Source organism: Clostridium sardiniense (assembly GCF_016907995.1).
GTDB lineage: Bacteria > Bacillota > Clostridia > Clostridiales > Clostridiaceae > Clostridium > Clostridium sardiniense.
Genome location: NZ_JAFBDA010000006.1, coordinates 112,551 through 135,892, shown reverse-complemented (window position 1 = coordinate 135,892; position 23,342 = coordinate 112,551). Strand labels below are relative to the sequence as shown.

The 23,342-nt window shown below is 27.8% G+C and carries 19 protein-coding genes; 3 read left to right on the top strand and 16 right to left on the bottom strand.

Annotation, left to right across the window (positions count from 1 at the left end; genetic code table 11):
• Positions 1-280: 280 nt before the first annotated feature.
• The 12 genes from JOC62_RS07155 to JOC62_RS07100 all read right to left on the bottom strand — a co-directional run bounded on the left by JOC62_RS07155 (position 281) and on the right by JOC62_RS07100 (position 14,284).
• Positions 281-1,060: a histidinol-phosphatase gene (locus tag JOC62_RS07155; protein WP_204594541.1), complete on the bottom strand. Its 780-nt coding sequence runs from the start codon at positions 1,058-1,060 to the stop codon at positions 281-283.
• Between the two features lie 852 nt (positions 1,061-1,912).
• Positions 1,913-3,736, bottom strand: a complete 1,824-nt coding sequence (locus JOC62_RS07150) for an ABC transporter ATP-binding protein (protein WP_204594540.1) — start codon at positions 3,734-3,736, stop codon at positions 1,913-1,915.
• Positions 3,733-5,529, bottom strand: coding sequence for an ABC transporter ATP-binding protein (locus tag JOC62_RS07145; protein ID WP_204594539.1), 1,797 nt, complete (start codon positions 5,527-5,529; stop codon positions 3,733-3,735). The genes JOC62_RS07150 and JOC62_RS07145 overlap by 4 nt, the downstream gene beginning before the upstream one ends.
• Before the next feature lie 272 nt (positions 5,530-5,801).
• Positions 5,802-7,187: a sensor histidine kinase gene (locus JOC62_RS07140; protein ID WP_243425031.1), complete on the bottom strand. Its 1,386-nt coding sequence runs from the start codon at positions 7,185-7,187 to the stop codon at positions 5,802-5,804.
• Positions 7,188-7,192: 5 nt separating this feature from the next.
• Positions 7,193-7,876 carry a response regulator transcription factor gene (locus tag JOC62_RS07135; protein WP_204594538.1) on the bottom strand — a complete coding sequence of 228 codons (684 nt, stop codon included), beginning with the start codon at positions 7,874-7,876 and terminating at the stop codon, positions 7,193-7,195.
• A gap of 87 nt (positions 7,877-7,963) precedes the next feature.
• Positions 7,964-8,563, bottom strand: a complete 600-nt coding sequence (locus tag JOC62_RS07130; RefSeq protein ID WP_204594537.1) for a TlpA family protein disulfide reductase — start codon at positions 8,561-8,563, stop codon at positions 7,964-7,966.
• Between the two features lie 15 nt (positions 8,564-8,578).
• Complete coding sequence (locus JOC62_RS07125; protein WP_204594536.1) at positions 8,579-9,253, bottom strand: cytochrome c biogenesis CcdA family protein; 675 nt, start codon at positions 9,251-9,253, stop codon at positions 8,579-8,581.
• 12 nt (positions 9,254-9,265) lie between these two features.
• A complete protein-coding gene (locus tag JOC62_RS07120) occupies positions 9,266-9,769 on the bottom strand; it encodes a hypothetical protein (protein WP_204594535.1) in 504 nt (167 codons plus the stop codon).
• A gap of 140 nt (positions 9,770-9,909) precedes the next feature.
• Positions 9,910-10,473, bottom strand: a complete 564-nt coding sequence (locus JOC62_RS07115) for a sugar O-acetyltransferase (RefSeq protein ID WP_204594534.1) — start codon at positions 10,471-10,473, stop codon at positions 9,910-9,912.
• Positions 10,474-10,635: 162 nt separating this feature from the next.
• The gene (locus tag JOC62_RS07110) at positions 10,636-11,340 is read right to left on the bottom strand and encodes a GntR family transcriptional regulator (RefSeq protein WP_204594533.1); all 705 of its coding nucleotides are present in this window, start codon (positions 11,338-11,340) and stop codon (positions 10,636-10,638) included.
• A 195-nt stretch (positions 11,341-11,535) separates the two neighbouring features.
• Positions 11,536-12,843, bottom strand: coding sequence for a PTS sugar transporter subunit IIC (locus JOC62_RS07105; protein ID WP_204594532.1), 1,308 nt, complete (start codon positions 12,841-12,843; stop codon positions 11,536-11,538).
• A 31-nt stretch (positions 12,844-12,874) separates the two neighbouring features.
• Complete coding sequence (locus JOC62_RS07100; RefSeq protein WP_204594531.1) at positions 12,875-14,284, bottom strand: GH1 family beta-glucosidase; 1,410 nt, start codon at positions 14,282-14,284, stop codon at positions 12,875-12,877.
• Positions 14,285-14,500: 216 nt separating this feature from the next.
• Here JOC62_RS07100 and JOC62_RS07095 point away from each other — a divergent pair, with 216 nt between their 5' ends.
• Positions 14,501-14,704: a heavy-metal-associated domain-containing protein gene (locus tag JOC62_RS07095; RefSeq protein ID WP_204594530.1), complete on the top strand. Its 204-nt coding sequence runs from the start codon at positions 14,501-14,503 to the stop codon at positions 14,702-14,704.
• A 60-nt stretch (positions 14,705-14,764) separates the two neighbouring features.
• Here JOC62_RS07095 and JOC62_RS07090 read toward each other — a convergent pair whose 3' ends face one another.
• The 3 genes from JOC62_RS07090 to JOC62_RS07080 form a co-directional block, all read right to left on the bottom strand.
• Positions 14,765-15,289, bottom strand: coding sequence for a 2'-5' RNA ligase family protein (locus tag JOC62_RS07090; RefSeq protein WP_204594529.1), 525 nt, complete (start codon positions 15,287-15,289; stop codon positions 14,765-14,767).
• A gap of 309 nt (positions 15,290-15,598) precedes the next feature.
• Positions 15,599-16,156: a hypothetical protein gene (locus tag JOC62_RS07085; RefSeq protein WP_204594528.1), complete on the bottom strand. Its 558-nt coding sequence runs from the start codon at positions 16,154-16,156 to the stop codon at positions 15,599-15,601.
• A gap of 76 nt (positions 16,157-16,232) precedes the next feature.
• On the bottom strand, positions 16,233-19,220 hold the full coding sequence (locus tag JOC62_RS07080; protein WP_204594527.1) for a VgrG-related protein: 2,988 nt from the start codon (positions 19,218-19,220) through the stop codon (positions 16,233-16,235).
• Positions 19,221-19,494: 274 nt separating this feature from the next.
• Between JOC62_RS07080 and JOC62_RS07075 the strand changes: the two genes are divergently transcribed.
• The gene (locus JOC62_RS07075; RefSeq protein WP_204594526.1) at positions 19,495-19,917 is read left to right on the top strand and encodes a hypothetical protein; all 423 of its coding nucleotides are present in this window, start codon (positions 19,495-19,497) and stop codon (positions 19,915-19,917) included.
• 202 nt (positions 19,918-20,119) lie between these two features.
• On the top strand, positions 20,120-22,972 hold the full coding sequence (locus tag JOC62_RS07070) for an endo-beta-N-acetylglucosaminidase (protein ID WP_204594525.1): 2,853 nt from the start codon (positions 20,120-20,122) through the stop codon (positions 22,970-22,972).
• 149 nt (positions 22,973-23,121) lie between these two features.
• On the opposite strand, the gene JOC62_RS07065 is transcribed toward JOC62_RS07070, so the two are convergent.
• The gene (locus JOC62_RS07065; RefSeq protein WP_204594524.1) at positions 23,122-23,304 is read right to left on the bottom strand and encodes a hypothetical protein; all 183 of its coding nucleotides are present in this window, start codon (positions 23,302-23,304) and stop codon (positions 23,122-23,124) included.
• Positions 23,305-23,342 lie beyond the last annotated feature (38 nt).

The following is a 23,342-nucleotide window of genomic DNA, read 5'->3' as shown; positions in this document are numbered from 1 at the left end:
TCTACCTTGCTAACCTTATAGTTTTCAATTTATATTAAAGTTATTCAAAGTAATTTTATAGTTTATCATAATCATTAAATAACTTACCTTATAAATATATTTAAAGAGAAAGCTTAATACCTATAGCTAACTTTAATGTATATTCTAAAAAAGCTAAAGATAATAGATATTTCTCTACTATCTTTAGCTTTTATAATTTTATTAAGTATTTATTTTTTTTACTTTATATTATTAATAATAGCTATAATTTGCACTTTCACTATTTTAAATCATTATAATCTTATAATTCTAATCTATCTATAACATCTAATCCAAGTTCTTTTGCAAAATTTAATCCCATATCTAAATCTCTCATATGGCACGGATCATGAGCATCAATTCCTATTATTCTCTTTATATTATATTCCTTTGATAATATCCAAAATTCTTTTATAGGATAACTATATCGTTCACCGTTATTATATCTAACCTTAGGCTTTCTAAATCCATTAATATTTATTTCAAGAGGTATATTTAAATCCTCAGCAGCTTGTAATATCCTTCTTGATTGCTTAATTGTATTCTCATCCCAATCTCTATAACTAAGTCCAAAAAGATCTGGATGTGCAACACATTTAAACAATCCACTTTCCATAGATTTTACTACATAGTCTACATAACATTCTAATATCTCTGGTGTTAACTCTATTCCCCCTACATAAAACCATTCTCCTTTATATGGGAAAAAGTGTACTCCAAGTAAAAGATAATCAACTTTATACTTCTCCATAAGTTCTTCATAAAGCCATCCGAAATCTTCAAAGTATTCGGACTCAATAGCTTTTTTAATAGATATTTTATCAGAATATTTTTTAATTGCTTCATTTATTTCATTGAAATATTCTTCTAACTCTTCATACTTCATTCTGCTTTTATTATCAATATTTTTTCCTGGATGAGGCAGATGATCTGAAATACCAACTTCATCAAATCCTTCAGCAATAGCTTCTTTTATGTATTCTTCTACAGTTCCCTTAGCATGATTACATCTATAATTATGTGTATGATAGTTACTTTTCATTTTATTTCCTCCTAAGTAAATGTCTTTATCTCTCTATTATACATACTTTTTTATATTTCTATCAAATTACCACTTATTAAATATAAATATTTACCATATAAATTTAAAAACATATATTTTTAAAAGAAGACTAAAATTTTAAATGGAATAATATAGATGTAAACTAGTTAGTATAATAGAACAATAAAGACTCTGTTATATAAAATTTAAAAAGAAAATTTAAAAGACTTGAAGAAGAAAACAAAGCATTTAAAGTTAATTATGCAGATATTTACAATATATTATAATTTTATAGAAATTGTCATATAATTAAATATATAAATTATATAACAATTGTATTATATAACTCAGCAAAGAACGTCTATTATTTTTAATTATATCTTACAACAATAATTTTTTAAAAGGAGGTGTGTAATATTAAAAAAATCAGTAAAGCTTATTTATTTAATATTATTATGTCAATAATTACGCTTATAAGCTTTTGGATGACTATAAAAGTAGATAATAATTCTAGATTGCCGCAAAATATAAATACAGATTATTATATGAATTCATTGCCTTATATTTATATAATATTGTTTTGCTTAATTGTGTTAGTTTTATTTAATTTATATCAAGCTATAACAAGTATAAAGAAGAGTAATACTACCAATTAAATTAATTATTAGACAAATCATCCTAAACTATTACAAACTAAAGTCCAGCAAATAAACTTGCTGGACTTTTTAATATAACATACTATACATATATCATGTTGAAAGTAGTCTTTTAAAAACTTTTTATAATTTTACTCTTCATAAGAAATCATTCATCTTAAATTATTCCTTATGATTAAATTTGCCTTTTCCTATACTAAAAAGCCATAATCTCTTCATCTTCTGATTTCACATACCACTTACTCTGAGCATTATACATTTCTCTATATTTACCTTCTTTATTTATAAGTTCCTCATGAGTTCCACATTCAACTATCTTACCATTGTCCATAACAACAATTCTATCTGCTATCTTAGCTGATCCTAACCTATGAGTAACAATTATAGCTGTATTTCCATATGACATTTCTTTAAATTTATTATATATCTTACTTTCTTCAACTGGATCAATTGCAGCTGTAGGTTCATCTAGAACTATCATATTATGATTTGAATAGAATCCTCTTGCAATTGCTACCCTCTGCCACTGTCCTCCTGATAAATCAACACCATTAAATTCTCTTGATAGCATTGTATCATAGCCATCTTTAAATATTTCTTTGTTCATAGTTAAATCTGCTTTTTTAAGCGCAATATCTTTATCTACATTATAATCATCAACATACTCAATATTACTTATTGATATGTTTTCTCCAAAAGTCATTTTGTATCTTTGATACCTTTGAAATACTGCTGACACTTCTTTGTATAAAGATTTTTGTGAAACTTCCTTAGTATTAAACCCATCTACTAATATATCCCCCTCAGTTGGAAGATATAAACCTATCATAAGCTTAACTAACGTAGTTTTTCCTGCCCCATTTTCTCCAACAATGGCAATTGTCTCTCCTGATTTTATGTGTAAATTTATATTTTCTATAGATAATTTATTTGAAGATGGATATGCAAATGATACATTATCAAGCTTTATATCTGGTACGTCTTTTATTTCAACCTCTTCTCCTTTTCGCTCTGGCAGTTCTAAAAATCTTATAAAATTCCTTACTGTTCCTAAATTTTGAGTTACTTCTCCTATATGTCTACATATTACTTCTTCCATTATTGAGAACAACATTCCTATTGATGAAAATACAGCTCCAAATGCTCCAACAGATATATCTCCATTAATTAAACAAATAAATAGCAAATATAGTACTCCAATATATCCAAGTAGCGTAAGAACTTTCATGCCAAGTTCCATAGATCTTATTTTTTTTTCTGCACACCATACTTTTTTATTTAATAACTTTAAAGAATCTAAATATAAGTTTTTAAAGTATCCAAATGCACCTAAAATACGTGTTTCTTTAAAATATTCTCTACTACCTATGCATTCCTCGTAATACTTATATTCTCTTCTAATAGGGGCTACCTCGTCCTCTAATTTACTAAAAACTTTAATTCTTATAAACTGAGTTAATGCAACTGGAATAAATATAAAAATTAGCGCTACTGCAAGTATTGGTTTTAAATTATATAAATATATTCCCATAAATAAAAAGTATGGAATGTACATGCAAGCAATCATTGTAATTACTCCTATGAGTCCTATACTATTTCTAACACCTTCATGTACTTTATTTATATCATCTAAAACATTAGTATCTTCAAAAGAAATTGAATCCGTATTTCCAACTTTATTATTTACTATACTAGTTATATATCCAGCTACTTTACTCCACCAGCTACTCCCCATAAAATTGGATATCCCATTTAGCATTTGAGCTCCTATTAAAACCCCACCTAACATTAATGCCATTAATATAGTTTTTGCCATCGTATTTTCACCAACTGTTAAAGCTGCTACAGAATCAAAGAATTTTTGACTTGCTACTGTGTTTAAAACCCAGAAAGCTGCATGAATAATATTTACTAATATTATAAATATAAAATATATCGGAGCTGCTTTTAATACCATAGGTGTTATCTTCTTTAGAATTTTAAAAATAGATATACTCCTATCTTTTTTATTATTTATCATAAATACCAACTCCTTTGACTTTCATACATATTAGCATACTTTCCAGCCATACTTATTAAATCCTCATGATTTCCCGTCTCTATTATCGAACCATTTTCTATAACAAATATCTCATCTGCTAATTTAGTTGAACCTAATCTATGACTTATAAAGATAGTAGTTTGTCCTTTACTTATTTTCTCAAACTTTTCATAAACATTACTTTCACTTATAGGATCTAAGGCAGCTGTTGGTTCATCTAGTATTCTTAATGAAGCATTACTTACAATAGCTCTTGCCATTGCTATACGTTGCCATTGACCACCTGATATATCAAGTCCATCACTTTTTATCTTCCCAAGATTTGTTTCTAATCCTTTATCTAATTTATCTACTACATCATCTAACTCTACAATATTTATTGCCTCTTTAAGCTCCTTTTCTTTTAACTTATCATGCATACACTCTAAATTTCCCAAAGCTATATTATCTTTAATCGAAATAGAATACTTTGCAAAATCTTGATAAACTACAGAAGTTAATTCTTTAAGCTCACATTGCCTATACTCTTTTATATCTCTTCCATTTATTAAAATATCTCCTTCAAATTCATCATATAATCCTGTTATTATTTTAGTTATAGTAGTTTTTCCTGCTCCATTTATTCCTACAAAGGAATAATGTTTTCCTTCTTCTATTACAAATGATAAATCTTTAAGTATATACTTTTCTGTACCAGGATATTTAAATGATACATTCTTAAATTCTAATCTTTCTAATTTAACACTACCTATAGTTGGTTTATCTATTGCACCTATACTTTCTGCTAAATTCATAAACTTAGCTAAATCTTTTAAGTGCTCTCTATTCTTTACAAGATTTTCGGTATAGGCTGTTAATTGCCATGACATTATTTGAATAATATCAAATACTGAGCTACTTATAGATATAAACATACCAACTGTTAATAATCCATTTTTTACTGGCACTAAAAGTATAACCACTATGATTATTGAAATTAAAGCAGTTATTATACCTCCAAGTTTCATCTTAGCAAACCATTTAAGTTCTATTTTTAACTGATGTTTTCTTACTTTCTCATATAGTTTAAGCCATTTTTTATTAAGCTCACTTGTATATCTAAATAAAGCTCTTTCATCTGCCGCTTCTCTTCCTGTAATAACATCACCTATATAATCTGATTCCCTTCTATATTCAGCCATCTCTCTAAAAGCATCATAGTTTGCTTTCCCTGATTTTATAGATAAATAAAATAATGGAATAGATATTGCCAAGATTAATAAGGCTGCCCACCACACTTTTGTAATAAGTATAAAAATTAAACCTGTTACTCTTACTATTAATGATATTGAATCTAATAAATCTATATAAGCACTCTTACATTTTAATTCAGGATCTTCAGATATCCTTGATATTAAATTCCAAGCTTCTTTATCTTCTATATATTTATACTTAAGCTTCGCTTTTTTTTCTGTTATTAATCCCCTAAGCTTTTCTCTAAGTCTTAATTCAAGCCTCACTTCAACAAAACCTACTAACTGCTGAGAAATCCAATCAAAAGCAATCAGCATTACAATTGTTATAAGTGGTATTATAATTTCGTTTTTATTATAAGTTCCATTAACTACACCTATAGCTGTATCTAAAAACTTTGCTATAGCTACTAATTGAAATGTAGGAATTAATCCCTGCAATATTTTTTGTAAAGCAATTATAATAGAATATATTGGTGCAAATTTAAATGGTATCGTTATCACTTCAATTATTTTTCCACTTATTTTTATATCCCCCATAAAATATTCCCCTCTCTTTTTCTGATTACAAATTAATTTTACTATACAATATTTCTTTTTACATATTTTTCTATAACATTTTATCTTTTTAAAGACTTATTCTATAATTTTTTCAGCTTTTCTATAATTTTTTCAAATTTTATTTCTAAGTTAATGACTTATTTAAATATCTATTTATAATTAATTTATTAGCTCTAATCTTGATAAAAAATACTAGTAAAATAAATAAGCGTAATATTATGCAAATAATACATAACATTGCGCTTATCATTTTATATGGAATTTGGTATCTCTATTACAAATTCACTTCCTTTATTAATTTTACTCTTTACTTTTATATCTCCACCATGAGCTTCAACTATCGCTTTTGATATTGTAAGTCCAACTCCAACTCCACCTGATGATCTAGTTCTAGATTCATCTGCTCTATAGAACCTTTCAAAAATATACTTTATATTTTTTTCATCAATACCTATACCATTGTCTTTTATAGATATATAGGTTTTACTTTTATCTCTATAATCTGATATTTCTATATATCCTTGTTCTACTGTATACTTAATACTATTAGATATTATATTTATTATAGCTTGACTTATTTTATCTTTATCAATATCACATATAATATCTTCTAAGTTTAATTCTATCTTTATATTTTTATCTAAGAACTGTTTTTCAAAATTAACTAGAAGAGTCTCTATTAAGTCTTTAATATTAGTTTTTTCTTTATTTAATACTAATGAATCACTCTCATATCTAGCTAACTTTTCTAAAGATTCAACTAACCTATTAAGCCTTTGAATCTCATCAAATATACTCTTTAATCTTTCCTCCGATGGCTCAAGCACCCCGTCAATTAAAGCTTCAACCTGTATTTGTATTGTAGTAAGAGGAGTTCTTAATTCATGAGATATGTCCCTAGTTAAAATTTTTCTTAATTTATCTTGTTCCTCTAGATTATCTGCTAGCTTATTCACAGAGTTAATCATTTGATTCATCTCTCTTATATTATTTTTAACATTAATTTTATGAGAGTAATTTCCTTCTGCTATAAGATTTGTTGCCTTTATTACTTTTAATACCGGCTTGCTTATATTGTGAGATATACTAAATCCAATTATTACCGAAATAATTATCGCTAATCCTCCAACAATAATTAATACTCTATTTAGTGTTTCAAAGAAAATTAAATCTGATTCATTGTAATAAAATGGTCCTATATACTCTATACTTAAAGTCCCTATATCTCTATTATCTTTTGTAAGATTTATATTGTCTATTGTATTTCCTTCTTTTAGTCTTGGATTAATCTTATTTGTATTACTTCTAATCTTTTTTAATACTGACTCACATAATAAATTATTAATTTCTCTAGCATTCCAAATAACATTGCCATTATTATCTTTAATTTTAATAATTAATCCATTTTCAATTGCATCTAAACCTATGGTGTTTATATTATCTTTATTCCATTCTTCTGATTTATAATTATTTTCTATAGATTTAACTATTTCATCTTTTCTTTTATCTATACTATCTTCTATGTACTTATTAAAATTAGATTTTATGGAGATATTTGCGAGTATTCCAATTAAAAATATTATTACCAAAGAAAATAGTATAAAAATTAAAGTAAGTCTATGCTTTAACTTATTCAAAATATTTATTCACCACCAAACTTATATCCTATACCATGCACTGTTATTATATATTTATTTCCTTTACTTCCGTCTTCTATTTTCGCTCTTATATTTTTTATATGAGAATCAATTATTCTGTCATATACATAATTCTCTTCCCCTATAACCTTATCTATAAGTTCTGATCTTGTAAAAACCTTTTTAGTATTTCTTGCAAGTTCTAATAAAATTTTAAATTCTGAGGCAGTAAGATTAACTATTTTATTATTTTTAGTAACCTCAAATTTATCTATATCTATAATAAGGTCACCATTTCTAAACACTAATTTATTTTCATTTAAATTCCCACATCTCTTTAATACAGCATTAACTCTTGCAACTAACTGTTTGGGACTAAATGGTTTAGTTATATAATCATCCGTACCTATATTAAATCCATTTAATATATTATCCTCATCACATTTTGCAGTTAACATAATAATTGGAACATCTGACAATTCCCTTATCTTTCCGCATACCTCTTCACCTGATATATCCGGCAACATAAGATCTAAAACCATTAAATCTATATTATTTTTTTCAAATATTTTAAGAGCATCTATACCATTACCTGCTGTATATACTATATATCCTTCTTTTTCTAAATAAATTTTAACAACCTCTAATATCTTAAATTCATCATCAACTATGAGTATGTTTTCTCTCATTTAATTATCCTCCAGCGCTTTAAATTATCTAATTATATAACAAAAAATCAGTCTAATATATAACTGATTTTTTATTATATAAATCTTTTATTTTCCTATAAGATCATCTATATTATCATCAAGCATATCTTGAGTAATAAGTCCTGTATGATCATTTACTAAATTACCGTCTTTATCTATAAATAAAGTTCTTGGTAATGCTTGTATTCCATATATTTTTGCTGCATTTAACTCTGTATCAAATAACACATTCATATTATATTTACTTTCTTTCATAAACTCAAGCGCAGTCTTTTTTGTTTCTCTACTTCCATCAGTAAGATTTACCATAAGTATTTCAACCTCTTTACCTTTATACTTATCGTTTGCTTTTTGGAAATATGGCATTTCATACTTGCATGGTGGACACCAACTTGCCCAGAAGTTTACAACTACTGCTTTTTTACCTTTATAATCAGATAATTTAACAGCCTTTCCTTCTTCATTATAAACAGTAAAATCAGGAGCCTTAGTAACATTATTGATATTATTATTTGATTCGTTACCTATAGACCCTTGCTTTGGCATCTGATTTTCTATTTCATCTTTAGAATATTTATTAGATAAATATTTATAAGAAACTCCTCCGATGGCTATTAATGCAACGAAAACTATAATTATATATATTAACCTCTTTTTTTCATTCATTTTTAAAATCTCCCCTTAAAATGTTAGTAGTGATAATAGTAAATTTAAATATCCTGTCATCATCATTATTCCTATGATAATTAATAAAATTCCTGATATTATATTTATTATCTTATAATTTTTCTTTATAAAACTAAATGTATTTTTTAAAGAATCAATTAATAATGCTGATAGTATAAATGGAAGTCCAAGTCCTAAACTATATGTTAAGAGCATGAATATTCCTTCCATATGATATTGTGAGTTTGCTGCTATCATAAGTGCTGATCCTAAAAAAGGTCCTACACAAGGTGTCCATCCTACTGCAAATATCATTCCAAATAATATAGCTGAAACTAATCCATTTTTCTTTCCTATATTACTTTTCAATTTAAAAGTTCTTTGTAATAATTGAATTTTTAATATTCCTATATAATTAAGTCCAAATATGATTAATAAAATACCTGAAATAACATTAAATAATTTCATATATTCATTAATAACACTTCCAAAAGTTCCAGCTAATGCCCCAAATATAGTAAATAATATAGAAAATCCTAGAACAAATGCAATAGAATTTCTAAGTGCAACATTTTTATTCTTCTCCTCATCACTTCCCATAAAATAAGAAATGTATATAGGAACCATTGGCAATATACATGGTGAAATAAAGGTTATTATACCTTCTAGAAATAGTATTATATAATTCATATACCCCTCCAATTAAAATGCGCAAGTTAATCTTTTTATAGCGTCATTATATACTTCTTCTACATTTATTTTATCATAACCTGGAACTACTCTAGTAGCTCCAATTAACCTGTTATTTAAAAGAACTGCATAATCTTTAGATACTTCCATGCTCATATCTAAAGAAAATCTACCCCCTCCTTCATTTTTCATTTCTACAGTATCACCTGTAAATGTATTTATAATCATTGGTTTATCATCTTTTTTTAATCCATCTATTTCAATTTTAAAGCTTGAACTTTCTTCAGCTAATGTTACTATTGGATTTAGAAAACTACCATCAAAACTTTTCTTAATTAGGTTTCCTTTTGCTTTAACATGTCTATATTCATCATTTATATCATCTTCTACTCTCTTACTCTTATTCTCTTCCTCATTACTCTTGTTTAAAACTTTAATAAATGTTATAGAACCTATAAGCACTGCTACTACTAGGATTCCTCCTATTATCTTTTTATGTTTCTTCAGAAAAATCATCCCTTTCTCCAGTTTATTATAGATATAATACTAAATTAAACTTTTGTAGATTTTATGAAGATTAAAACAAAATGAAAACAAAAACAAGTATAGAAAAATTTCTACACTTGTTTTAGTCTATAATTTATAAAATTTTATAACTAGTCTAATTCATTAATGCGCTTTATAACCTTGCATGGATTTCCAACTGCTACAACATTTTCTGGAATATCTTTAGTTACAACACTACCTGATCCAATTACTGAATTCTTTCCAATTTTAACTCCAGCATTTATAGTTGTTCCTCCACCTATCCAAACACAATCTCCAATTTCTATTGGATATGCATACTCAAGTTCTGCAAGTCTTTTTTTTGGTGATATTGGATGTCCTGCTGCAAATATATTTACATTAGGTCCTATTAGTACATCCCTTCCAATTGTAACTTTAGCACAATCTAATATTGTACAATTATAATTAATATAACAATTTTCACCAAGTTCTATATTATATCCATAATCACATCTAAATGGTGGTTCAATAAAAAACTTTTCTCCTGTCTTTCCTAACAAACCTTTTAGTAATTCATTTCTTCTCTCCACTTCTCTTGGTGGCAATGAATTATATTCAAAAATAACATCTTTTGCATGTTGCCTTTCATTAAATAATTCCTCTCCAAAAGACAAATATAATTCTCCATTTAACATTTTTTCTTTTTCTGTCATTTTAACTCCCTACCCTTATAACATTTGTATTCTAAGATTGTACTTTTCTATACATAATACATCTATAGTTATATTATACTTAACATCTTATAGATATACTTACACTAATTTGATTATTAATACCACAATATTGACTTAATTTATAATTATATATATTAAATTTTAATTTTTACCTAAGCTTAATAGCTTCGTCTTAGTATAATTATACTTTTCTCTTGATACATTAAATACTAATCCAGTATTTAAAAAAGCTGTATTTTCAACAACTAATGTTGGATCACCTTCATTTAATCCTAGAAGTTTTGCTTCATCCTCATTTAATTTTTCACAATATACTATTTTATCTGCGAATCCAATATTTAACTTTAATGCAGTTTCAATATACTCATATATTGAATCGTCACAAATTTCCTTATTTAAATACGGAATTATATCTTTATTATAATAAGATTCCTCATAAGCATATGGCTCAGAGTTTAAATATCTTGTACGCTTAATATGATACACTTCTGTGCCATTTTTACATTTCATCTTCTCTGATAATTCTAAATCAGCTTTTATAACACTAAGCTCCAATAATTCACTAGTTAAAATATCCTTAGAAAATTCTTTAGTTAAGCCCCTCATTCCATTTAAAGGTATACATCCAGGCTTAGAAAATTCCCTTAAAAATATTCCACTTCCTTGAACCTGATAGATATATCCTCTATCAACTAATATCTCTATCGCTTTTCTTATTGTATTTCTGCTTACATCAAACTTTCTCATAAGTTCTTCTTCTGTTGGTAATTTACTACTATAAGGATATTTTCCCTCTAATATCTCTTTTTCTAATTCATCACAAACTAGTTTATATTTAACCGCCATATCTCTACTCCATCTTTCTTTTAATATTTAATCTCATATAGATAATTCTACAATCTATGTATTTTATCAAATATTTTAATCTCTTAATATAACTTTTTATATAATATTAAAAGCCTCTTTACATAAGTATATTTTATATAACACTTAGTGTAAAGAAGCCTATTTAAGTTATTTAATTAAGCTAACATACAATTATTAATTAGTAACTTTATTCTCTTCATTATAAGATACCTTATCTTGTAACTTAACAAATGGAAGGTACATAAATATTGACATAGCAAGTATTGCTATTTGAAGTACAGCCCCTTGCCATCCGGACAATAAGAAACCTGATATTATAGGTGGTGTTGTCCAAGGTACTTGTACTGCAAGGAATGGTTCTATAAATCCTAAAGTTATTGAGAAGTAAGTCATAAGTACTGCAAATATTGGAACTAAAATAAATGGTATAATCATAAGTGGATTAAATACAATTGGTAAACCAAATATTACTGGCTCATTTATATTAAATATACCTGGTACAAGAGCCATTTTAGATAATTCTTTAACTTGTCTTGATTTTGCAACTATTAATGCTGCAATTATTAATCCTAAAGTTATACCTGCTCCTCCAAATTTAGCATAAATATCTACCATTTGAACTGTAACTACCTTTGCATTTTCACCTACTACTAAAGATTGTCCAGCATCTACGACAGCTTGATTAGCTAATGAATTAGCTGTAAGAATTGGAGCCATAATCCCCATTACTATGTTAGGTCCATGTAATCCAAACCACCAGAATATAGATATTAAAGCCATAATAACTACTATACCAACTAATGAATCCGAAAGATTTTGCATTGGAATTTGTAAAATCTCATATATAATCTCAGTCATTGAAACGCCTTTTAGTTTATCGCATACTATATAAACTATCATTGATAGTGTTGCTATTATAAAACCTGGTATAAGTGCTGAGAAAGCATTTGATACACCTGGCGGAACACTCTCTGGCATTTTAATTCTTAAATTTTTTCTTATACATAAAGAATATATTGCCCCAACTGCAAGACCAACTAATATAGCAGTTATCATACCTTGTCCAGCAGTCCAAGCTTTATGGATAACTCCATTTATGACTTCCCCTGATTCACTTACAACAAAGGAATTACTTACTATTAAGAATGATATAATCCCTAAAATCCCTGCTGGAACTGCATCTATATCATAAGATTTTGCATAAGAATATGCTATACCAAATACACCAACTAAAGCTATAATATCAAAAGTTGCGCCTGTAACTTGGTTAAGTGGTGCAGCCCAACCTGCACCAAATATACTTTCCATAATTCCATTCCAATTTGAAATTGGGAAGTTTCCAATTAACATAAATACTGATCCTATAAGTGTTAATGGCATTGTTAGTACAAATCCATCTTTAAGTGCACTTACTATTTTTGAATTTGCAAATTTCATAAATGCTGGCATCATTTTATTAAAAAACTTCTCTACATGCCCCATAATATACCTCTCCCTTATTTAATTTAATTCTTTATAAATCTTCTCCTCTTGTTTCAATAATATTTTTATACCACTGGAAAGATAGTTTCTTTTTTCTCTCTAAATTATTTTTGTGATCAACATATATAAATCCATATTGTTTTTTATATCCATTTAACCAACTTAATAAATCTATTACTGACCATGCATAATATCCTTTTAAATTTATTCCTTCTTCAATAGCTCTTTTAACTGCTTTTAGATGTTCTTCAATATATTTAATTCTTGGAATATCAACTATCTCATCTTCAATTATTGGATCTTCATCTCCAAGCCCGTTTTCAGTAATGTATAATTTTACATCACCATACCTATCTTTTAACATTCTAAGACTTTCTAAGAATCCTTCTGGTGATATCTCCCATCCCCATTTTGTATAAACCTTATCTTCCATCATTACAGTTTTATATACTCCATCAAATGAAGGATTACCTGGTTTTCCTGTTGATTTATCTCTATCTGCTTCTTTAAGTTCTACTACTTCATAGTTTTTAGCAACTCTTTGAGGCTGATAATAGTTAAGTCCCATAAAATCATTATATTCTGCAGTAGCTTTTAATAAATCAAGTTCCTCTGTTGTCCAATCAGGAGTTAATCCCTTTTCCTTTAAAATATCTACTATGTATTTAGGATATTCCCCCTTTAATATTGGGTCATAATACCAGAATGTTTCATAATAATTTGCATGCTCTTTTGCAAATATATTCTCTATATTATCATCAACACTAAATGCTGGACTAAATACGTGTGTTATTCCAATTTCCCCATACTGTTTTAACCTTTTATATACTTGTACAGCTTTTGCATGAGCTACAAATACATTATGTGTCGCTTGGAAATATTTCTTTTGATCGTTTACAATACCCGGTGGATGAGCCCCTGCAATATATCCTAATTTACAAAATACTATTGCTTCATTAAAGGTTATCCAATGTTTAACTCTATCACCAAATGCTTTAAAACAAGTTTCTGCATATTTAGCAAAAGAATTTACTGTTCTCTTATTTGTCCAACCACCATCTTCTTCTAATGTTTGTGGTAAATCCCAATGATATAGTGTTACAAATGGAACTATTCCATATTTTAAACATTCATCTATTAAGTTATTATAAAAATCTATTCCCTTTTGATTTATTTCTCCATCTCCATCTGGAATAATTCTAGCCCATGATACTGAAAATCTATATGATTCAAGTCCCATTTCTGCCATAAGCTTAACATCTTCTTTATATCTATTGTAATGGTCTACTGCAATGTCTCCATTTGTACCTTCAAACGTCTTTCCTGGTATTTTAGAAAATACATCCCAGTTAGTTAATCCTTTACCATCTTTGTTCCATGCACCCTCAACTTGATAAGAAGCTGATGCTGCCCCAAATAAAAAGTCTTTTGGAAATCTCATACCCTCTCTCCTCCACATTTCAATTTATAATTATGTATTAAATTTATAGGTATCAATTCATTGGTATTAATTGATTATATACCACCCTTTATTCTTTGTAAATGATTTCTTTAAATTTTTTAATAATTTCAAGTGATTATTAATTACAAAAAGTGGCTAATACTATCTTTAAATTTTGAACATACTATAATTATAATTTTTAAAGGAGTTGATAATATGGAAAGACAACATTATAAAGTTGATGGATTAGTAAATGAAACTATTAAAACACAAATGAAAAATTCATTAGATAAAATTGATGGAGTTGATAATGTTTGTATAGATCTTGGTCGTGGAACTGTGGAAGTTATATATAATCCACCTGCTACTAAGAGTGAAATTGAAAATTGTATAGAACGTACAGGACATTTTATAGAATAAGTCCTACTTAAATAAAATAGAGCTTTTATAATTATTGTAAATATAAAAGCTCTATTTCTATTAAATATTAAATTTTCTATATAATTCCCAAGTGTTATTTTGCCATCTATAGATACTTATATTATCAAATAAACATTCAAACTGACATGGATAGCTATTAACATAATTCCATACATCATTATAAATAGATCTTAGCTTCTTTGATGCAATTGTTATGTGAAAGGTTTTATCTCTACCATCGTTTTTATCGAATTCTATATAATCTATTTTTTCCATTCTATCTATTAAATTATCATGCATAATTTTACCTTCATTAGACATATTAACCTTCATGTAAATTACTCTATTATCGAAATGATCATACCCATCTATGCTATATGACTTAGCATCATATTTACTACAAAAATCTTCAATTAAATCTTCTAATTCTTCTACATTCTTATCATATTCAAAAGGTGCCTTTATAGTAAAGTGAGCTGGTAATTTAGATGATTTTACATTAAATTTTTCAAATACTTCTTTTCTTAAATTATTATTAAAGCCTCCAGCACTTCCATTTACAACACATACTATTACATATCTCATAAGCTTTCTCCTTAGCATATAAATTTAATTTTTCTAATACTACCTTATACCTTAAATTTCCCCTATATATATCATACATATTCTAACTACTACTTATTTAATAACTACTAGTTTTACTAAATATAAGTTATTATGTTAGAATACTCATTAATTTATATCTATTTTCCAATTATTAAAGCTATTAATATAATAAAAAAGGACAGGTTAATTTTAATAATAGCCCTGTCCTTTTTTAAAATTTTATTTATTAATAGAATATTTATTTTAGCATGTTACAATAATAAACTAAGCTTATATAATCATATCTATTTATAGCTCTATTATTTGTCCTTTTGGAGTAACAAGTACAGTAAATGCAACTCCATTTCCACCTTGTTTCATAAGTTCTTTAGATTTAACTTGAACTAAATAACCTTTTTCACCATTAACATCTTTCATATTTTCACTACTTGCATAAATAGTATCTGAATCTTTACCATATTTTTTTTCACATATATTTATAGCATCCTGTGGTGTAAATTTACTAGTTGAAGGTTTTGTTTCTTCTTTTTTGCTCGCTACTTGACTTTCTGACTTAACATTTTTATTTTTTTCTTCTGCTGTTACTACCTTTTTATTATTTTCATTACTTTTTACTTCACTTTTATTTTCTTGATTGTTAGCTGAAGCCTTTTCTTCACTTTTATTAACATCTTGATTTTCTTTAGTTGTATTTTTACTAGCTGCATTTTCCGTATTTGTAGTTTGTGTATTGGTAGATTGCGTATCTTCATCCTTATTACCACGACCTACAAAGATATACATTGGCGCTAAAATTAAAATTCCAACCATTAATATACTTAATAGAAAACTTTTCTTATGTTTCATTTCATAATCCCTCTTTTCATGAAAAATTAAGATTGATTTAGATGGAAGAAAAACTTTCATCTAAATCAATCCATAACTATAGACTATCTCTATACATTCTTATAGCATCTTCTCTTTCTCTTACATACCTACTTGCAACACCTTCTTGAACTGCTTTTGAAGAACTTCTGAAATAAACTAAATTACCATCTGAATCTCTACGTCCTCTTTCTTTATATACAGATGTTATAAAGTCTTCTACATTTGTAGTATGTGTAAGAGGTGCTATTATTTTATAAGCTCCATATCCACCATGCTGTACTGCTGTTGACCAAAGTACATTTTTAGCAGCAAAATTATTAAGCACACTAGTATAATCCCCACTATTTTTTAATCTTTTTATTAAATCATCATAGAAAGTTATTTTTGTATATTCATGTTGCAAATTATAAAATTCATTATAATGATTTTTTGCAATATCTCTCCAAGCATCATCAAAGTGTTTACCATATGATCCATTATCAAGCTTTCTTGCATCAGTTAATTCTTTATAAAAACTACCATTTTTGCCTGAAAGCCAGTTTATGAACCCACCTAATGAGCCCATATTTGATGACAACTGCCATGCACCATAAGACTTACCGCCGTAATCTCCTTCTCCTGAAGATACAGAACCTGGATCTCCATTTGATTCATATTTTTCTGATAAAACACCTAAATAATCATCTTCTCTATTGTCATCATAAACTTGTACAGCTGTATTTCCATTTAAATAAATACTTACATATCCATAATATGTATGACCATTATTAACATATTTAACATGATAATAAGTAAGATCTCCTTTTACTTTTCCAAGTATCTGCACCTTTGAATTTGGTGGCATTGTTGTTAAAACTTCAGAATTAAGACTTGGCTCTGATCTAAGATTCATTGTATAATCAGTAAGCTTTCCTTCACCAAATGGGTTGTCCTTTAATACCCCATCATTATTAAATTCATACATTTCACCATCTATTTCTACTTGTCCTGTAACTCTAACACCTGAATTATTTAAATAGTATTTTTTATCTCCAAGAGTAAGCCATCCTTTTCTCATAGATCCATCACCATTAAAGTAATACCACTCATTAGTACTTATATTTCTAAGCCAACTTGTTACCATTTTTCCTTCACTATCAAAATAATAAGTCTTTCCATCTAAGTCTAACCAATATTTTTTCATCTCACCACTGTCTTGCATATAGTACTTATTCCCTTCATACTCAAGCCAGCCTTTTCTCATAGCTCCATCACTATCAAAGTAATACAGCTGATTGTTACTTATTTTTCTAAGCCATCCTGTTATCATTTCTCCTTGACTATTAAAGTAATAAGTTTTTCCATTTATATTTGTCCAATATTTTGCCATTGATCCATCATTTTGCATATAATATGTATTACCATCAAGTTTTAAAAAGCCTTTTTGCATACTTCCATCTTCATTGAAATAATATCTGTTATCCCTTGCATTAAGCCATCCTGTTACTAATTCATTTCTCCCAGTAAAATAATACATTTTACCATCTATCTCTGTCCAATACTTTGCTAATTCTCCATCAGCTTGCACATAATATCTTTCTCCATCTCTAGTTATCCAACCTGTCTTTGATTCTTTTAATACTCCATTTTCATCAAATTGGTATTCTTTATTCTCTATTTTAACTTTTCCAGTAACTTTAACTCCTGAATCATTTAAATAATATTTTTTATCTTCAATAGTAAGCCAACCTTTTTTCATACTTCCATCACTATTAAAATAATACCACTGACCAGTACTTATTTTTCTAAGCCATCCTGTTACCATTTTACCTTCGCTATTAAAGTAATAAGTCTTTCCATCTAAATCTAACCAATATTTTTTCATCTCACCATTGTCTTGCATATAGTACTTATTACCTTCATATTCAAGCCAACCTGTTTTCATAGTTCCATCACTATTAAAGTAATACCACTGATCAGTACTTATTCTTCTAAGCCAGCCTGTTACTAATTCATTTTTTCCATTAAAGTAATACATTTCACCATTTATTTCTGTCCAATACTTTGCTAATTCTCCATCAGCTTGTATATAATATCTTTCTCCATTTCTAGTTATCCAGCCTGTCTTTGATTCTTTTAATACTCCATTTCCATCAAATTCGTATTCTTTATTGTCTATTTTAACTTTCCCAGTAACTTTAACTCCTGAATCATTTAAATAATATTTTTTATCCCCAATAGTAAGCCAACCTTTTTTCATAGTTCCATCACTATTAAAGTAATACCACTGACCAGTACTTATTCTTCTAAGCCAGCCTGTTACTAATTCATTTCTTCCATTAAAGTAATACATTTCACCATTTATTTCTGTCCAATACTTTGCTAATTCCCCATCAGCTTGTACATAATATCTTTCTCCATTTCTAGTTATCCATCCCGTCTTTGATTCTTTTAATACTCCATTTTCATCAAATTCGTATTCTTTATTGTCTATTCTAACTTTCCCAGTAACTTTAACTCCTGAATCATTTAAATAATATTTTTTATCTCCAATAGTAAGCCAACCCTTTTTCATAGTTCCATCACTATTAAAGTAATACCACTGACCAGTACTTATTCTTCTAAGCCAGCCTGTTACCATTTCACCTTCACTATTAAAGTAATAAGTTTTTCCATTTATATCAATCCAATATTTTGCCATTGATCCATCACTTTGCATATAATATGTATTACCATCAAGATTTAAAAAGCCTTTTTTCATAATCCCATCTTCATTGAAATAGTATCTGCTGTCTCTAGCATTAAGCCATCCTGTTACTAATTCATTTCTTCCAGTAAAATAATATATTTTCCCATCTATTTCTGTCCAATACTTTGCTAATTCTCCATTAGCTCGTCTATAGTATCTTTTTCCGTCTTTATTTATCCAACCACTCTTTACATCACTACTAATATTTTTAGCATTATCATTAAGAAGTGTTGCCGCATTTGCTTCTAGGTTTGGTGTAAAACCAGCTACAACAGCAGATAGGATCAACATTTTTATTATACTTTCTCTCTTCATTTGCTTTTGTTTCCCCTTTTTTATTAATTTTGTTATTTAAGTTAAATTAACCTATTGTAAATTATAACATATTTTACTGACTTTTTTTATTTCAATTATATTAATTCCATTAAAGTAATATTTTTAATATTATATGAACTTTTATTTCTTTTCTCTTTTTCCCTTTAAATTTACAGCAGATAGAAATACTATTGTATTTTTAATATAATATATTAAGCTTACTAATTATAATATATTATGTTAAAATACTCCTATAAACTTGAGAGGTGAATATATGAATATATTTTATGGTGCATATGGAATTGATATATTATCAATTTGTCTACTTATAATAAGCAGTCTTTTAAATATGAATCGTCACACTAATATGTTAGGATTACTTTTATTAATTCTAGTTATTTATAGAACATTCTCTAAGAATATCTATAAACGTACAATTGAATTAAATAAATTTACTACTTTTGTAAACAAGCTTTTAAATAAATTTGGAAAAAGACTTCCTGATAATTTACCTAGAGTTAGTCTAGAGCATATAGGTTCATTATTTAATAACCTTAAGTATAAATTAAATCAAAAGATTAAATTTAAGATAGTATCTTGCCCTAAGTGTGGACAAAAATTAAGACTACCTAGAGGAAAAAAATATATAATAGTAACTTGCAGAAAATGCTCTAATGAATTTCGTATAAAAACATAAAACAAATAAGACTCATGACTAATTTAGCCATGAGTCTTATTTTTATTTAATAAATGTATATTTTTTTCACTTTTCTAAAATTTATCCACTATATATTATTCTTTTACATATGGTAAACTTTTCATGTAATTGTTTTCAAATTATTATAATATTTTATTTAAAAAATTAACAATTTTATTCTAACTCAGAGAGGGGTATCTATATGTATTTAAGAAAACACAAGAATAAGGGTGCAAAATTATTAGTCCCAGCAGTATTAACAGTTACTCTTGGATTTAATCTTGTTTCCTGCTCTACAGGTTCTAATGTAGGGAATAATAGTAACATTAATTACAAAATTACTGCTGAACAAAAAACTGACCTTGTTATGCAAAATCAACCAACTGCACCACATTGGTTCCCAAGTGAACTTTTAGCTTGGAATCCATCTGAAGATAAGAATTTAGAGTTCAATAAAAGTATGGTTCCATTAGCTAAAAGAGTTGATAAGGAGAAATTATCTCCTGTAAATAAAACTCAAAAGAAAGATATGGACGTTGTAGCAATATCAATTATGAATGCTAGCACTAGTGGTAACCCATCACAAGGTTCAAATAAGTTTTCATCTAATACATTCTCCTACTGGCAATATATAGATAAACTTGTTTACTGGGGTGGATCAAGCGGAGAAGGTATTATAGTACCTCCAAGTGCTGATGTTACTGATTCTGCACATAAAAATGGTGTTCCAGTCCTTGGAACTATATTCTTCCCAACCACTGAACATGGCGGAAAAGCTGAGTGGGTTGATGAATTCCTAACAAAGGACAAAGATGGTAAATTCCCTATGGTAGACAAACTTATAGAAGTTGCTAAAACTTTAGGTTTTGATGGTTGGTTTATAAATCAAGAGACTGGCCTAACAAAAGGTGAAAATGACTTTATAGACCAAAAAGATACAGTTAAGGAAGCCTCAAAGATTACTAAAAAGCACTCAGAGCTTATGCAAGAATTTATAAAACAATTCAAAGAAAAAGCAAATGACTTAGAAGTAATGTGGTATGATTCAATTACTAAAGATGGTGAAATGGATTGGCAAAATGCACTTACTGAGAAAAATGATTACTTCTTAATAGATGGTGATAAAAAAGATGTAGCTGATAGTATGTTCTTAAATTTCTGGTGGACCAATAAAAAATTAGCTGATAAAGAACTTCTTAAAGCCTCAAATGAAAGAGCCAAAAAGGTTGGCGTAGATCCATATAATCTATATGCAGGTATAGATGTACAAGCTAATGGTACAAATACTCCTATCCGTTGGGATCTATTTGGAGGAAAAGATACTACTCCATTTACTTCCCTTGGTCTTTACTGTCCAAGCTGGACATTCTTCTCCTCAAGTTCTATAGAAGATTTCCAAGCTAAAGAAAATAGACTATGGGTTAATGAATTTGGTGATCCGTCTAAAGATACAGAAGCTACAGGTACAACATGGAATGGTATTTCAAAATATGCTGTTGAAAGAACAGTTGTAAACTCATTACCATTTTCAACTAACTTTAATATAGGTAATGGTTATAACTTCTTTATTAATGGAGAAAAGGTATCATCTCTTGACTGGAATAATAGAAGTCTTGCAGATGTAATGCCTACTTATAGATGGATTATTAATAATGAAGGTAACAATACATTAAAGGCTTCATTAGATTTTTCTAATGCATTCTATGGTGGAAATTCAATAAATTTATCTGGTAATTTAGAAGCTTCAAAACCTTCTATTATAAAACTTTATAGTGCTGACCTTGAACTTAATAAAGATGTTAAATTCTCAACTAGTACTAAAGCAAGTAAAAAAGTAAATCTTGACTTAGTTTTAGAATTCCATGATGGAAGCAGTGAAACTATAAAAGCTGATAAAGCTATCGAATCTGAATGGACAACAGTTACTTATGATGTTTCTAAGCTAGCTGGAAAGTCAATTAAATCAATATCTTATAGTATATCATCAGATGAAGCTATAAGTAATCTTTCATTAAACTTAGGTAATATAACAATAAAAGACTCTAAGAATTCTGATAAAGTTAATGTTACTAAGTTAAATATTGATGATACTAGCTTTGAAGAGGATAATATGTATGCGGGTATAAGGCTTTCATGGGAAAATGAAAATAAAGAGGCCGTTAGTCACTATGAAGTATATAAAGTTAATGAAGATAAATCGAAATCATTCTTAGGTGCTACTCCAAATACTAGCTTCTTCTTAAATGCACTTGAAAGAGAAGAAAAAGAAAATAAAACTAAATTTGAAGTAGTAGCTGTTAATAAAGATTCTGTTAGAGGCAAGGAAGCTTCTGCTGAAATGGAATGGCCAGCAAATGATGTTCCTAAAGCAAACTTTACAGTATCTAAAACAATAGTTGCACCTGGTGAAAAGATTAAATTTGAAAACCTTAGCTCCAAAATAACTGAAAGTATAGAATGGAGTTTCCCTGGTGCTGATATAGAGACAAGCACTGAAAATACTCCATCTGTAAGTTATGCTAAAGAAGGCGTGTACTCTGTTACTCTAAAAGCTAAAAATGAAAAAGGTGAAGATGTTAAGTTATTAGAAGACTTTATAACCGTAACTAAAGAAGCTGATAGTAAGTTTAAAGACCTTTCAAGTAAGAAAAAAGTTACAGCTTCAAGCTTTGTAAATGCTAATGAAGCTCCTGAATTTGCTTTAGATGGCAAGGGTGATACTAAGTGGTGTGCAACTGGAACAGCTCCACACGATATAACTATAGACCTTGGTGCAGTTAAAACTGTAAGTGAAGTATATGTAGAGCATGCTGAAAATGGTGGTGAAAGCCCTGATATGAATACAGAAAAGTATTCAATAGAAGTAAGTGAAGATGGTAAAACTTTCACAGAAGTAGCTGCAATAGATAAAAATAAAGCTGCAACTACACTAACTACATTTAAAGCTACTAAAGCTAGATATGTAAAAATTATTGTTAAAAAGCCTACCCAAGGTTCAGACTCAGCCGCAAGAATATATGGTATAGAAGTTCGCGGATTAGATGGAACTATCTAAATATATTAAAGGTAGAAGCATTTTTATTGCTTCTACCTTATTTTTATACAAATCTATCTGTAGTCCCCAAATTATTTTATTTATATTAATATAAATAAAATAAGCCAGAGATACTCTAATTTCCCTCTGGCTTAATAAGAACAACTTTCTTACTTTTGTTCTTCCATAATCTTCTTTAATTTATTCTGAACTAGCCAAAGCCTTTTTTGCTTTCTATTGTACGCTACTAGTTTAGATTTATTTTTCTTATTTAGATCAATTAATCTTATATATTCTTCATCTGCAATCTTAAGTGCATCTTGAATTACTAGAAGTTCCTCATCAGTAAACATTGTATATATCCTCCATTTGCTTAATAATCGCTACTATT